The sequence below is a fragment of the Afipia sp. GW823-FHT06G09 genome (assembly GCF_058794875.1).
Genome location: NZ_JBXAHF010000001.1, coordinates 753,753 through 767,694, shown reverse-complemented (window position 1 = coordinate 767,694; position 13,942 = coordinate 753,753). Strand labels below are relative to the sequence as shown.

Sequence of the window (13,942 nt, the reverse complement as noted above, 5' to 3'; positions counted from 1 at the left end):
GCCGCTCCGTTCGCCACACATGTGACGACATGCTAGGACATCTGCGGCGAGCGGGCAGCGACTCGTGCCCGGTTTCAAGGAATCAGATGATGAGCTCGACGGTGTCGACAAAGAATACGGCTGGCAACGAACGAGTTTTGCGCGTCGGTGTCGTTGGCGCGGGTGTCATGGGCACCAATCATGCCCGCGTGCTGGCCGGTCTGCCCGGTGTCGAACTTGTCGGTATTGTCGATCCGCTTCAGGCGCACCGCACGCGCGCGCTGGAGATTGTCGGCTGTCCGACGTTCGCGACTCTGGAAGAGATGCTCGATGCCGGCCCCGATGCCGTGACCATCGCCGCGCCGACACACCTTCATCGCGATGTCGCGCTTGCCTGCATCGCGCGAAAAATTCACGTCCTTGTCGAGAAGCCGATCGCGTCGTCGGTCGAGGAAGGGCACGAGATCGTCACCGCCGCACGCAATGCCGGAGTGACACTGATGGTCGGCCATGTCGAGCGGTTCAATCCGGCTGTCGCCGCGATCAAGCAGGCGATCAAGGACGAAGAAATCCTTTCGATTGCGATCACCCGCGTCGGGCCGTTTCCGCCGCGCATGTCGAATGTCGGCGTGGTGATCGATCTTGCCGTTCACGACATCGACCTCATCCGTTGGTTCACTGAATCCGACATCGTCGATGTCCAGCGGCAGCTGGCGAGCGCCGTCGCCGAGCGCGAGGATATCGCGCTGCTTCAGTTCCGTACTGCGTCCGGCGTGCTTGCCCATATCAACACCAACTGGCTGACGCCGTTCAAGGCGCGCAGCGTCACCGTGGCGACGCGTGGCAAGTACGTTCAGGGCGATCTGCTGACGCGGCAGGTGACCGAGTGTTTCGGTTTCCAGCGCGACGGCAGCTACTCGATGCGGCATCTGTCGGTCGGACACGACGAACCTTTGCGCGCTGAACTGGTTGCCTTCCTCGATGCCGTGCGGACCGGCAACGCACCTGCCGTGACGGGCGATGAAGGCGTCGCCAGCCTCGAGATTGCGATCAAGTGTCTCGATGCTCCGGCGGGCTCCATCGCCGCACCGCTGCGCAAGGGGCCGCGCGCCGTCGCAAGCTGACGGCATCTCATCTTTCGAAATGGATACGGCACGCATGAACCAGCATTTGCGATCAGAACCCGTGGCATTTATCGACATTGGCGCTCAGCGCCGGCGTCTCGGCACGAAGATCGATGACGCCGTTGCGCGCGTGCTGACGCATTGCCAGTTCATCAACGGTCCCGAAGTCACCCAGCTTGAAGCCGATCTGGCGGCGTTCTGCGGCGCAAAGCATGTGGTCGCCTGCGCCAGCGGCACGGACGCATTGCTGATGGTGCTGATGGCGCAGGGCATCGGTCCCGGCGACGCGGTGATCTGTCCGTCGTTCACCTTCTGCGCGACCGGCGAAGTGGTCGCGCTGACCGGTGCGACGCCGGTGTTCGTCGATGTGAATGAAGTCTCGTTCAACATGGACATCGCGTCCCTGACGAAGGGCATTGCCACTGCGCGCAAGCTCGGCCTGAAACCAAAAGCGATCGTGCCGGTCGATCTGTTCGGCCAGAGCGCGGATCACGATGCGATCATCGAGGTTGCAAAAAGCGAAGGCCTGTTCGTGCTGGACGACGCCGCGCAGTCCTTTGGCGCCACCTACAAGGGCAGGCGTCTCGGCACCTTCGGGCTGGCGACGGCGACCAGCTTCTTTCCGGCCAAGCCGCTCGGCTGCTACGGCGACGGCGGCGCCATCTTCACGAACGACGCCGATCTTGCCGAGCGCCTGCGCAGCATCAGGGTTCACGGGCAGGGCACCGAGAAATACGACAACGTCCGTCTCGGTCTGACCGCGCGGCTGGACACCATACAGGCCGCGATCCTGATCGAGAAGCTGAAGATTTTCGACGACGAGATCGAGGCACGCAACAAGGTCGCGAACCGCTATTTCGATGCGCTGCATAACATCGTGATCGCGCCGCGTGTGGCGGACGGCAATGTGTCGACCTGGGCGCAGTACACCATTCGGCTGCCGAATGGTGGTCGTGAGGCCTTTGCGGACGCTCTCAAGGCGCAGGGCATTCCGACCGCGATCTACTATCCGAAGTCCATGCACCAGCAGACGGCCTACAAGCACTATCCGACTGTGGAAGGCGGGTTGCCGGTCAGCGAAAAACTGTCCTCGGATGTCATCAGCCTGCCGATGCACGCCTATCTCGATCAGGCCGCGCAGGATCGCGTCATCAAGGCTGTGCGCGACGCGCTGTCCTGACTTTTGCCAGAGCTGCCAGATGATCGTCATGCCCGGGCTCGTCCCGGGCATCCAGTCTTGGCTGCAACCTCAAAAAGACGTGGATGGCCGGAATAAATTCGGCCTTGACGGGGCAGGTCAGGACTTCATCGGTTCGCGATTGCGCTGCCATCCTGTAGAAGCAACACATGCTCGGGCGCATTTTCACCGTCGGCGGCTATACCCTTCTTTCGCGGGTCACCGGGTTCGCGCGCGACATCATGCTTGCGGCGATCCTCGGCGCCGGCCCTCTGGCTGATGCCTTCTTCGTGGCGCTGCGGCTTCCCAACCATTTCCGGGCAATTTTTGCGGAGGGGGCGTTCAATGCCGCCTTCGTGCCGGCCTATGCCCATGTCCACGGCGAGCGCGGGGAGGCTGCCGCAAAGCTGTTCGGCGATCGTATCTTCACCCTGCTGTTCGTATCGCAGGTCGTGCTGCTGATCCTTGCGCTGGTCTTCATGCCGCAGGCGATGTCAATTCTCGCGCCCGGCTTCACCGACGATCCCGCGCAGCGCCATCTCGCCATTGAGCTGACACGGATCACGTTTCCTTACCTGCTGCTCATTACGCTGGTGACCCTCTACGGCGGCATGCTCAACGTGATGCATCGCTTTGCCAGCGCCGCCGCGGCGCCAATATTCCTGAACCTGTCGATGATGGCGACGCTGGCGCTGGCCGCGTTCTTTCCCACCGCCGGCCACGCGGCGGCCTGGGGCGTGCTGATCTCAGGCTTCCTGCAATATGTTCTCCTTGCTGGCGACGCCAAGGTTCACGGCATCCTTCCCAAGTTCACCTCGCTGAAGCTCGATGAAAATGTGCGCGGCTTCTTCAGGGCGCTTGGTCCGGCGACGCTGGGTTCGATGGGGACGCAGGTCGCGCTTTTCGCCGATACCATCATCGCGACCTTCCTCGCCGCTGGCGCGCTGTCGGCGCTGTATTATGCGGACCGGCTCAACCAGTTGCCGATCGGGGTGATCGGCATCGCCATCGGCACGGTGCTGCTGCCGGAAATGTCACGGCGAATTACCGCCGGCGATGATGAGGGCGCGATTGCTTCGCAGCGGCGCGCATTCGACTTCACATTGCTGTTCTCGGTCCCCTTCGTCGCCGCCTTTCTTGTCGTCCCTGACGTCATCATGCGCGCCATGTTTGCGCGGGGCGCGTTCTCGAAGGCCGACGCGGTCGCCGCCGGGGCGACGCTCGCGGCCTACGCGGTCGGACTCATTCCGTTTGTTCTGATCAGGAGCGCCGTCGCCACTTTCTATGCCCGCAAGGATACCGCGACACCTGTCAAGGCTGCGCTGACCGGCGTGGCCGTCAATGTCGGGCTGAAACTCGCGCTGGTCGGGTCGCTGGCGCAAATCGGGCTCGCGCTGGCCACCGCTGTTGGCGCATGGGTCAATCTCCTGCTTGTGCTTCTTTTTGCGACACGCCGCGGGTTCTTTGTGTTCGATCGGGCTTTTCTTGTGTCCTTGGCGAAGTTCGCGACAGCGGGCGCGGTGTTGGCTGCGGCGCTATGGCTCGCGTCCCGTTGGGCGGCGACAGCATTGGCGGGGATGACATCGCTTCGCGATGAAACTGCTCTCGGAATTTTGATCGTGGTCGGCGTCGTTGTTTACGGCAGCAGCGTGTTGCTGCTGTTCGGAAAGCGATGGCTGACAGCGCTGATTCGCGGGTAAGCCATTTGCGCTTCCTTCCATTCCGCTGCATGATGGACGTTAGAAACGTTCCAGATCGCAGCCGGAGATAGCATGGCTCCAGTAAAATTCGGTGTCGGGCAGAGCGTCCTGCGCAAGGAAGACGACGCGCTCATTCGCGGCAAGGGCCGTTATACGGACGACTATACGCCGGCGGCGGCGATGCATGCCCTGGTGCTGCGGTCTCCGCACGCCCACGCAAAATTCAAGATCGATGTGTCGCGTGCCAGAGGGCTCCCCGGCGTTGGGGCAATTCTCACCGCAGACGACATCAAGGATCTCGGCGGTCTTCCCTGTCTGTTCAATCTGCCCGACGAGCCTTTCACAGGTCCTCCGTACCCGATCCTCGCGCGCGACGTGGTGCGCCATGTCGGCGATGCCGTCGCTTTCGTGGTCGCGGAGACTGTCGAGCAGGCGCGCGATGCCATCGAGGCAATCGAGGTCGAGTGGACAGCGCTGCCGGCCGCCATCGGTCTGGTCAATGCGGTGAAGAAGGATGCGCCGCAGGTCTGGCCCGATCATGCCGGCAACGTTTTGTTCGACACATCGATCGGCGACAAGAAAGCAGCCGAGGCCGCCTTCGCCAAGGCGCATGCGGTGGCGGAAGTCACCATCGTCAATCCGCGCATCGTGACGAACTACATGGAAACCCGTGCGGTGGTTTGCGAGTATGATGCGAAGCGCGATCATCTGACGCTGACCATCGGCAGTCAGGGCAGCCACCGCCTGCGCGATATCCTTTGCCAGAACGTCCTCAATATTCCCGTCGAGAAGATGCGGGTGATCTGCCCGGATGTCGGCGGCGGTTTCGGCACCAAGCTGTTTCCTTATCGCGAGTATGCGCTCGCGGCGGTTGCTGCGCGCAAGCTGAAGAAAACGGTGAAGTGGACCGCCGAGCGGGCCGACCACTTTGTGGGCGACGCGCAGGGACGCGACAACGTCACCACAGCGCGCATGGCGCTGGCGGAGGACGGCAAATTCCTTGGCATGGATGTCGATCTGATGGGCGACATGGGTGCCTATCTCTCGACGTTCGGGCCGTACATTCCGCATGGCGGCGCGGGAATGCTGCCGGGTCTCTATGACGTTCAGGCGTTTTACTGCCGCGTCCGCACCGTGTTCACCAATACCGTGCCGGTGGATGCTTATCGCGGCGCTGGACGCCCCGAAGCGGCCTATGTGATCGAGCGCCTCGTCGATGCGGCGGCGCGCAAGCTCGGCATGACGCCCGATGCGATCCGCCGCAAGAATTTCATTTCGCCGCGTGCGATGCCTTACACGACCGCCACCGGCAAGGTTTACGATTCGGGTGATTTCGCCGCGCACATGAAACGCGCGATGGATATCGCCGAATGGAAAGAGTTCCCCAAGCGCGCCAAGGCCGCGAAGAAACAGGGCCTGGTGCGCGGCATCGGCATGGGCACCTATGTCGAAGTCTGCGGCACCATGGGCGAGGAAACGGCGCAGGTCCGGCTCGATCCCAACGGTGACGTCACGATTCTGATCGGCACCCAGTCGAGCGGGCAGGGGCATCAGACCGCGTATGCGCAAATCGTCGCGCAGCAGTTCGGTATTGCACCGGAGCGCGTCCATATTCATCAGGGCGACACCGACGAGATTCCGACCGGTTTGGGCACTGGCGGCTCAAGCTCGATTCCGTCCGGCGGCGTCAGTGTGGAGCGGGCGACCCGCACGCTCGGTGCGAACCTGAAGGAGATCGCCGCCGATGCGCTGGAGACCGGCGTCGGCGATCTTGAATTCAGCGACGGCGCGATCCGCATTGTCGGTACCGACCGCACGATCTCGTTCGCCGACCTCGCCAAGCGAGCCGATCCGTCCAAGCTCAACGCAAGCGCCACCTTCAGCAGTGCGGACGGCACCTATCCGAACGGCACGCACATCGCCGAAGTCGAAATCGACCCGGCGACCGGCGTGATCCATGTGGTGAACTACGTCATCGTCGACGATTTCGGGGTGACGCTGAATCCGCTTCTGCTTGCAGGCCAGGTGCATGGCGGCACCATGCAGGGCATCGGGCAGGCGCTGATGGAGGCTGCGGTTTATGATGCCGCCGATGGCCAGCTTGTGACCGGCACGTTCATGGACTACGCGCTGCCGCGCGCCGCCGACGGCCCGTCGATCAAGTTCGAAACCCACAACGTTCCGTGCAAGACCAATCCGCTTGGCGTCAAGGGGGCAGGTGAGGCAGGCGCGATCGGCTCGTGTTCTGCGGTGGTGAATGCGATTATCGACGGTCTCTACCGTGAGTATGGCATCGACCATATCGACATGCCGGCAACCGCGGAGCGGGTCTGGATGGCGATCGCAAAAAGCCGCCGCGAGCACCGATTGTAGAAATTCCCCGCAGCATAAAAAATTGTTGGGCTTGTCAGTTCGCGGCAGGAATGTTGGATTCTGCCAGGTGTTGCGGAAAGAACCATTTTGAAACCGAGGGAAGGAAATATCCTGATGATGCGTTCCGTTCTTGTGGCCGCCGCGATCTTGCTCGGCGTGACGGCTGTCTCCGCCCAGCAAGACATCGCCGAGCAGCAGGATAAGCTGATGAAGACACTGGCGAGACCGATGTATGGGGTGCTCGGCCGCACGGTGAGAGGTCAGTCCGCGTACGATCAGGCGGCTATCGATGCCGCACTGGTTCAGCTCGAAGAGAATGTTGGAAAGATTGCGAATGTTTTTGCGGTCAATCCGAAGGAAGATGTTTTCGGTGCGGACTATGGATCGTCGCAAAAAATCTGGCAGAACAAGGCGGATTTCGACTCGAAAATTCCTCCGGTTGCCAAGTCCATTGCGGACGCCAAGGGCAAGATCAAGGATGCGGACAGTTTGAAGGCGGCGTACACCACCATCAACGACCGGTGCAACGATTGTCACGAAACCTACCGGGTCAAGCTGAAGTGACGGGTTGATTTCATCCGGTTCAGGCAAATGATGACGGGGCGGTTGCATTCAAGCGATCCGCCCCTTTTGTTATCCGGTAGAATCTCGGCTGCGAAACTACTTCGTGACCTGCCCGCGAATTTCGCCGCCTGGATTCGCCGCGGTGTGGACGTTGATGTACAGCTTTCCAGCCATCAGATCAGCGGCCTGCGCATCGGTCAGGGTCGCGCTGCCTTCGGCTCCGCTTGCGGCGTCCTTAAACGGGATCACGACGGGAGCGTTCTTGCCGGCTTCGGCGGGGCCATGAAAATGCGCCATGGTGGCGGGTCCGGTGAGGCCGGAATAGGTCGTCTTCCAGGTCAGCATCTTGCTTGCGGTATCGTAGGTCACGTCCGCCGTGCCTTTGCCGGGGCTGGTGTTGGGAGGTACTTCGGCGGCACTGGTCAGATTGGCCTTCATGCTGATTTTCTCGGCGAAAGCCGGCCCGCTGAGTACGACGCAAGCGCCGATGGCAAGGACTCCACGCGCAATTGCTTTGCTGTTCATCGTTTTCTCCCTTAGTTTTTGGCTTTCCAATACCGATTGAACACTGGCCGAGGCCGTTTAGTTCCTGCCGTTTCCTCTGGGGGCACTCATGTTTCGGAAATTTTTCCTGCTGGCGATTGTCGCGCTCGCCGCTGGCCTGGCAGTGTTCTGGCTTGTCACCGTTCCCGCAGTGGTCTCGGCCGAGGCGCTGCCGGCCTATTCGCCCAACGTCGCCAATGGACAGGCCGTCTTCAACGCCGGGGGCTGTGCGTCATGCCATGCAGTGGTGGGCGAGCCGCGCACCATGCTCGGCGGCGGGCTGGCCCTTCCGTCTCCGTTCGGCACGTTCTATGCGCCGAACATTTCGCCGCACAAACAGAACGGCATCGGCGGCTGGAGCGAAGCGGATTTCGTCACGGCCGTGAAGCACGGGACGTCGCCAGCTGGAACGCATTACTTCCCGTCGTTTCCCTACGGCTCTTATGTGCACGCAACGGACAACGACATTCGTGATCTGTTTGCCTATATCAAAACCTTGCCGCCGCTCTCCGGGCGCCCGCGTTCTCACGATGTGAATTTTCCGTTCAACGTCCGCCGCCTCATCGGCGGATGGAAATTCCTGTTCATGGATGACAAGCCGTTTACGCCAGACCCGAAGCAATCCGCCGCATGGAATCGCGGCGCGTACCTGGTCAATGGGCTCGGCCACTGCGCCGAGTGCCACAGCCCTCGCAATTTCCTCGGAGGCATTGTGTCCTCGCAGCGCTTCGCCGGAGGCCCGAATCCCGAAGGCGAGGGCTGGGTCCCGAACATTACCCAGAAGGGCCTCAAGAGCTGGACCGAGAAGGAACTGGCCTGGTTCCTCAAGACCGGCGAATTGCCCGACGGCGACACCGCAGGCGGCTCAATGGCGCGCGTGATCAAGAACACATCGCAGTTGAGCGATGAGGATCTTGCGGCGATGGCGACGTACCTCAAGTCCCTTCCGGCGGTGGACGGGCCGGTGCGGCCCAAGAAGAAGACCTGAGGCGGGGTCAGTTCGGGGCCGAAGAGCCCTGCATACCCCGGCCAAAAGCCATGTTGCGAGCGGGGTTTCCCGGATCGCCACCCCGTGCTTTGTCGGCCCGGAATTGCCGCAGGATTCTCGACTTTTTCCATGAATATCGTCAAAGCCGTTTCGTTCAAGGTCGCCAGCACATTGATGTTCGCGGTGATGGGCGCCCAGGTCCGTTATCTGGCCGGGGCCTATCCGGAAGGTCAGGTCGCGTTCTTCCGTTCAATGTTCGCGCTGATCCCGATCCTGGTCGTCTTCGGCTGGCGCGGACAGCTTAGGGGTGCGCTTCGGACCGAGCGGCCGTCCGATCATCTTCTGCGCGGCGTTTTCAGCGTGGTCGGGACGTTTGCCACCTTCGCCGCGCTGGCCCGGATTCCGATTGCCGACTTCACCGCCATCGCGTTCGCGTCACCGCTCATCACCGTGGTTTTCGCGGCGGTGTTCCTGAAGGAAAAGGTTCACGCCTATCGCTGGTCCGCCGTCGCCTTCGGCTTCTGCGGCGTGATCCTGATGCTGATGCCTTACTTCCGCGATCACGCCGCACTGACGGCATCGATGATCGTGGGAATTCTGTTCGCCCTGACCAACGCATTCACCGCAGGCGGCGCGTCGATCCAGATTCGCCGTCTGACGGCGACCGAGACGACATCGTCCATCGTGATCTTCATGACGCTGCTGGTTCTGCTGGTGTCGCTGCTGACCGCGCCGTTCGGCTGGCGCATGCCGGCCACCTGGCAGGATGTTGCGATCCTCGCCGGAATCGGCATCGCGGGCGGGCTCGGCCAGATATTCTTCACGGACAGCTACCGCTTCGCGCCGGCGTCGTTTCTCGCGCCGTTCGATTACACAGCGATGTTGTGGGCGTTCCTGCTCGGTTACTGGTTTTTCGGTGAAGTGCCGACGCTCTATGTCGTGATCGGCGCGATCGTCGTCGCCAGCGCCGGGATTTTCGTCATCCTGCGCGAACGCTATCTCGGGCTGAAACGGCTGCGCGATACGCCGGTCGCGGCCATCGCGACCATCGCCGACGCCGAGGAAGATCCTGACGCGCCGGTGTCAGACACGGCCAAGGCGGCCTGAAAAGGCGGCTCTTACGTTCCGAACGCCTTGAACGTGATGATGGTGTAGGTGTCCTGGATGCCGGGGATGACCTGCAGCTTCTCGTTCACGAAATGGCCGATGTCGGTCCCGCTGTCGACGTAGAACTTGACCAGCAGATCGTAGTCGCCCGCAGTCGAGTAGATTTCCGACGCGATCTCGGCCTCGGCAATGGCATTCGCGACCGTATAGGACTGGCCCAGCTTGCATTTGATCTGGACAAAGAAGGGCACCATCGCTGTGTCTCCGGCAGGGCAATTTGACGTCTTCGGAAGCCGCAATAGAACCAAATCCGCTCCCTGTGGCAAGGCGGGTTGCCGGACGTTTCTTCTTGCTTCCCTCTCCCGTGGGGAGAGGGTGGCGAGCGAAGCGAGCCGGGTGAGGGCGTAGAATCCGTCATCATATCGAACCCCCCACACCCCGACCCTCTCCCCCGAGGGGAGAGGGAGCACATCGCCTGCGTTACAATGCTTCTCTCCCCAGTTAAAATGATCTAGAGCCCTGACGTAGGCTACGGAAAGCCTGGCGGAACGACGAGAAGTCCATGAGCATACCGATTGCGCTCACCATTGCCGGTTCGGATTCGAGCGGCGGCGCCGGGATTCAGGCCGACCTCAAGACATTCGCGGCGTGCGGCGTTTACGGCGCGTCCGCGATTACAGCGCTCACCGCACAGAACACAAAGGGCGTCACCGGCATCCATGACGTGCCGGCGGATTTCATCACCGCGCAGATCGATGCCGTGTTCAGCGATCTCGACGTCAAGGCCGTCAAGATCGGAATGGTCGCGCGGCGGGAAGCGATCGAGGCCATCGTGGCCGGCCTCGGCCGCTGGAAGCCGAAGCACTTTGTCGTCGATCCGGTCATGGTCGCGACATCGGGCGATCGCCTGCTGTCGCCCGATGCGGTCGATGCGTTGCGGGCCAAGCTGTTTCCGCGTGCGAGCCTGATTACGCCGAACCTGCCGGAGGCTGCCGCGCTTCTTGGTGAGGCCGTGGCCGCGAATGAATCCGACATCGAACGTCAGGGCAGGCGGCTGCTGGCGATGGGATGTCCTGCCGTTCTGATCAAGGGCGGCCATGGAAGCGGACCCGAGAGCACGGATTATTTGATCGATGCGAACACCGTCATCCGGCTAGCCGCGCCGCGCATTGCCACCACCAACACCCACGGCACCGGTTGCTCGCTGTCGTCGGCCATCGCTGCGGGATTGGCGAAGGACAAGGATCTCGAAACCGCCGTCCGCGAAGCCAAGGCTTACATCAGCGCGGCGATTGCCGCAGCGGACCGGCTTGACGTCGGGCATGGTCACGGGCCGATACACCACTTTCATGCGTTCGATTGATCGCGAAGCCTGAGAGTGGCTCCCTTCACCTCTCCCGTGGGGAGAGGTCGTCCGGCGAAGCTCGCGCAGCGAGCGAAGACGGGCGGGTGAGGGCGTAGAATCTCCCGATTTACCGAACCCCCTCTCCCCACGGGGGAGAGGGAGCACATCGCGCCTCGAGATGAGGTTGCGAACGGCAGAGCGCGCGACAACCTGACGCGTTTGTCGCCTGTTTGTCGTACTCCGCTGCTAATCGCCAATAAGCGAAACAAAATCTGATTCCTCAGACCGCTTATTGGAACCAAGATGAGCTCGACCGATCTCGACAAATCCATTGTTGAAACCGCCTACGCCCGCTGGGCGCCGATCTACGATGCGGTCTGCGGTCCGGTCATGGTGAAGGGACGGCGCGCGGCGGCTGCCGCTGCTCGATCCATCGGCGGGAAGATCCTGGAAGTGGGTGTCGGCACCGGCCTGTCGTTCGATGACTACGACAGCAGCACCGAGATCACCGGCATCGACATGAGCGCGCCGATGCTGGAGAAGGCACGCGCGAAGATGGCGAGCGGCAAGTATCCGTTCGTCAAGGCGGTCCACCAGATGGACGCCCATCACATGACATTTGACGACGCCACGTTCGACTGCGTCGTGGCGCAGTTCGTGATCACGCTGGTCGCCAATCCCGAGCAGGTGCTGTCCGAATGCCACCGCGTGGTGAAGCCGGGCGGCCGCATCATCCTCGTTAACCACCTCTATTCGGAAGTCGGCGTCGCGGCGGCTGTCGAGCGCTGGGCAGCGCAGAAGACCCGTGCGCTCGGCCTGCGGCCTGAATTTCCGTTCGCGCGCCTTCAGGCATGGGCGCAATCAAACGCAGGCACGACCCTCGTCGAGCGGCGCAAAGTTGCGCCGTTCGGCATCTACACACTTGTTTGTTTCGAGCGAACTGTCAGCTCGCAGGCTGCCTAGTCCGTCATCGGACTGTCATGCGATTCTGATAAGCGCTCGCCCATGGAAAGACAGGCTATGAGCGACAGTAGTCCAGAACGGCTCTTTCGCACTTTGTTTATCTCCGACGTCCATCTCGGAGCCCGCGGCTCGCAAGCCGACCGCCTTCTCGACTTTCTCCGCTGCCACGACGCCGATACCATCTATCTCGTCGGCGACATCATCGACGGCTGGGCGCTGAAGTCGAACTGGCACTGGCCGCAGTCCCACAACGACTTCGTGCAGAAGATGCTGCGCAGGGTCCGCAAGGGTGCCAAGGTGATTTACATTCCAGGCAATCACGACGAATTCCTGCGTTCGTATTACGGCACGCATTTCGGCGGTGTCGAAGTTGTCGAGACCGCGATTCATGAAGGCGCAGACGGCAAGAAGTATCTCGTTATTCACGGCGATATCTTCGATCTTGTCGTGCAGAACGCGCGCTGGCTCGCGCATCTCGGTGACCGTGCGTACGATTTTGCAATTCAGATGAATCGCCTGGTCAATGCGTTCCGCAAGCTGTTCGGCCGGCCTTACTGGTCGCTGTCGCAATGGGCCAAGCTGAAGGTGAAGAACGCCGTCAACTACATCGGCGCGTTCGAACAGACGCTGGCGGGCGAAGCCAAGCGCCACGGCGCGGACGGCGTGATCTGCGGGCACATTCACTACGCGACGATCCGGGAAGAGAACGGCATTCGCTACATGAACTGCGGCGACTGGGTCGAGAGTTGCACGGCGCTGGTCGAGCACGACGATGGCCGCTTTGAAATCCTGACCTGGACCGACCCGGTGCGCCGTCCGCAGCCCGCACCGCGCGTCACGGCGCAGGCCGCCTGATGCGTATCCTGGTCGCGACCGACGCGTGGCACCCGCAGGTCAACGGCGTTGTTCGCACGTTGACCAAGATGGCTGAAGCCGCCGCGTCGATGGGTGTCGAGGTCGAATTCCTGACGCCTCAATCTTTTCGCACGATCTCGCTGCCGAGTTACGCCGATATTCATCTGGCACTGCCGCGGCCGGGCAAGATCGCGCGAATTATCGAAGAGGCGCAGCCCGACTACATTCATATCGCGACCGAAGGACCGATCGGGATATTGGTGCGGCGTTATTGCCAGAAGAACAGGGTGCCGTTCACCACCAGCTTTCACACCCGTTTTCCCGAATATGTCTCGGCACGTTTTCCGATCCCGGAATCATGGGTCTGGGCAGCGCTGCGCTATTTCCACGGTACCAGCGATGCGGTGATGGCGGCGACGCCCGCGCTTGCGGAAGAATTGCGCGGGCGCGGCTTCCGTAACGTCGTGCTGTGGTCGCGTGGTGTCGATGCCGAGCTGTTCCGGCCACGCGATTTCGATCTCGCCCTGCCGCGTCCGATCTTCCTGTCGGTGGGCCGCGTCGCGGTCGAGAAAAACCTCGAAGCGTTTCTGGATCTCGATCTGCCCGGCACCAAGGTCGTAGTCGGCGACGGTCCCGCCAAGGCCGAGCTCGAGCGCAAATACCCTGACGCGGTGTTCCTCGGCACGATGCAGGGTGAAGCGCTTGCCGAGACCTATTCCGCCGCTGATGTGTTCGTGTTTCCGAGCAAGACCGACACCTTCGGTCTGGTCCTGCTCGAAGCGCTCGCCAGCGGCGTGCCTGTTGCGGCGCTGCCGGTGTCAGGCCCGCTTGATGTGATCGGTGATGCGCCGGTCGGTGCGCTGAACAACGACCTGCGCGCGGCGTGCCTGGCTGCGCTGGAGATCCCTCGCGAAGCCTGCCGGGAGTTCGCCGCGTCCCGAAGCTGGGGCGCATGCGCCCAGGCCTTCATCGATAACGTGACGCGTGAGCGTCCGCCCCAGGTCAAGCGCCGCTGGCGCCGCCGTCTCGCTCGCCGGCTCCGGCTGACATCGGAATCCGTGCCAACCGCCTGATCGCAAGGTGCCGCGATTCTTCGTGCCTGATTCTTCTGTGTTGATCGGGAGCGAGACGCACGTTCCTCTTCACCTCTCCCATGGGGAGAGGTCGGATCGCTTGAGCGATCCGGATGAAGGGGTACGCTCTCTCGATAGATTCTACGCCCTC

13 protein-coding genes are annotated in these 13,942 nt (G+C 62.0%); 11 read left to right on the top strand and 2 right to left on the bottom strand.

The genetic code is table 11. From position 1 onward, the window contains the following. Window positions 1-89: 89 nt before the first annotated feature. The 5 genes from AC1Q67_RS03890 to AC1Q67_RS03870 all read left to right on the top strand — a co-directional run bounded on the left by AC1Q67_RS03890 (window position 90) and on the right by AC1Q67_RS03870 (window position 6,917). Window positions 90-1,103, top strand: a complete 1,014-nt coding sequence (locus tag AC1Q67_RS03890; RefSeq protein WP_492235140.1) for a Gfo/Idh/MocA family oxidoreductase — start codon at window positions 90-92, stop codon at window positions 1,101-1,103. Between the two features lie 34 nt (window positions 1,104-1,137). Further along, window positions 1,138-2,283, top strand: a complete 1,146-nt coding sequence (locus tag AC1Q67_RS03885) for a DegT/DnrJ/EryC1/StrS family aminotransferase (protein WP_492235141.1) — start codon at window positions 1,138-1,140, stop codon at window positions 2,281-2,283. A 167-nt stretch (window positions 2,284-2,450) separates the two neighbouring features. Continuing rightward, complete coding sequence (murJ, locus tag AC1Q67_RS03880) at window positions 2,451-3,980, top strand: murein biosynthesis integral membrane protein MurJ (protein ID WP_492235142.1); 1,530 nt, start codon at window positions 2,451-2,453, stop codon at window positions 3,978-3,980. A 72-nt stretch (window positions 3,981-4,052) separates the two neighbouring features. After that, a complete protein-coding gene (locus AC1Q67_RS03875; RefSeq protein WP_492235143.1) occupies window positions 4,053-6,353 on the top strand; it encodes a xanthine dehydrogenase family protein molybdopterin-binding subunit in 2,301 nt (766 codons plus the stop codon). A 114-nt stretch (window positions 6,354-6,467) separates the two neighbouring features. Beyond that, a complete protein-coding gene (locus AC1Q67_RS03870; RefSeq protein WP_492235144.1) occupies window positions 6,468-6,917 on the top strand; it encodes a cytochrome c in 450 nt (149 codons plus the stop codon). 96 nt (window positions 6,918-7,013) lie between these two features. Here the strand turns inward: AC1Q67_RS03870 and AC1Q67_RS03865 are convergent, their stop codons facing one another. Beyond that, the gene (locus AC1Q67_RS03865; RefSeq protein WP_492235145.1) at window positions 7,014-7,442 is read right to left on the bottom strand and encodes a CHRD domain-containing protein; all 429 of its coding nucleotides are present in this window, start codon (window positions 7,440-7,442) and stop codon (window positions 7,014-7,016) included. An 88-nt stretch (window positions 7,443-7,530) separates the two neighbouring features. On the opposite strand from AC1Q67_RS03865, the gene AC1Q67_RS03860 reads away from it, so the two are divergent. Continuing rightward, complete coding sequence (locus AC1Q67_RS03860) at window positions 7,531-8,448, top strand: c-type cytochrome (RefSeq protein ID WP_492235146.1); 918 nt, start codon at window positions 7,531-7,533, stop codon at window positions 8,446-8,448. A 129-nt stretch (window positions 8,449-8,577) separates the two neighbouring features. Next, the gene (locus tag AC1Q67_RS03855) at window positions 8,578-9,555 is read left to right on the top strand and encodes a DMT family transporter (protein ID WP_492235147.1); all 978 of its coding nucleotides are present in this window, start codon (window positions 8,578-8,580) and stop codon (window positions 9,553-9,555) included. A gap of 11 nt (window positions 9,556-9,566) precedes the next feature. Here the strand turns inward: AC1Q67_RS03855 and AC1Q67_RS03850 are convergent, their stop codons facing one another. Then, window positions 9,567-9,809 carry an Lrp/AsnC ligand binding domain-containing protein gene (locus AC1Q67_RS03850; RefSeq protein WP_006021479.1) on the bottom strand — a complete coding sequence of 81 codons (243 nt, stop codon included), beginning with the start codon at window positions 9,807-9,809 and terminating at the stop codon, window positions 9,567-9,569. A 308-nt stretch (window positions 9,810-10,117) separates the two neighbouring features. Here AC1Q67_RS03850 and thiD point away from each other — a divergent pair, with 308 nt between their 5' ends. From thiD to AC1Q67_RS03830, 4 genes are all read left to right on the top strand, one after another. Then, window positions 10,118-10,918 (top strand): bifunctional hydroxymethylpyrimidine kinase/phosphomethylpyrimidine kinase, encoded by an 801-nt coding sequence (thiD, locus tag AC1Q67_RS03845; protein ID WP_492235148.1) that lies wholly within the window; start codon window positions 10,118-10,120, stop codon window positions 10,916-10,918. Window positions 10,919-11,203: 285 nt separating this feature from the next. Continuing rightward, window positions 11,204-11,863: a class I SAM-dependent methyltransferase gene (locus AC1Q67_RS03840; protein ID WP_024577789.1), complete on the top strand. Its 660-nt coding sequence runs from the start codon at window positions 11,204-11,206 to the stop codon at window positions 11,861-11,863. 57 nt (window positions 11,864-11,920) lie between these two features. Then, complete coding sequence (locus tag AC1Q67_RS03835; protein ID WP_492235150.1) at window positions 11,921-12,718, top strand: UDP-2,3-diacylglucosamine diphosphatase; 798 nt, start codon at window positions 11,921-11,923, stop codon at window positions 12,716-12,718. Beyond that, window positions 12,718-13,791 (top strand): glycosyltransferase family 4 protein, encoded by a 1,074-nt coding sequence (locus AC1Q67_RS03830; RefSeq protein WP_492235151.1) that lies wholly within the window; start codon window positions 12,718-12,720, stop codon window positions 13,789-13,791. The genes AC1Q67_RS03835 and AC1Q67_RS03830 overlap by 1 nt, the downstream gene beginning before the upstream one ends. Window positions 13,792-13,942 lie beyond the last annotated feature (151 nt).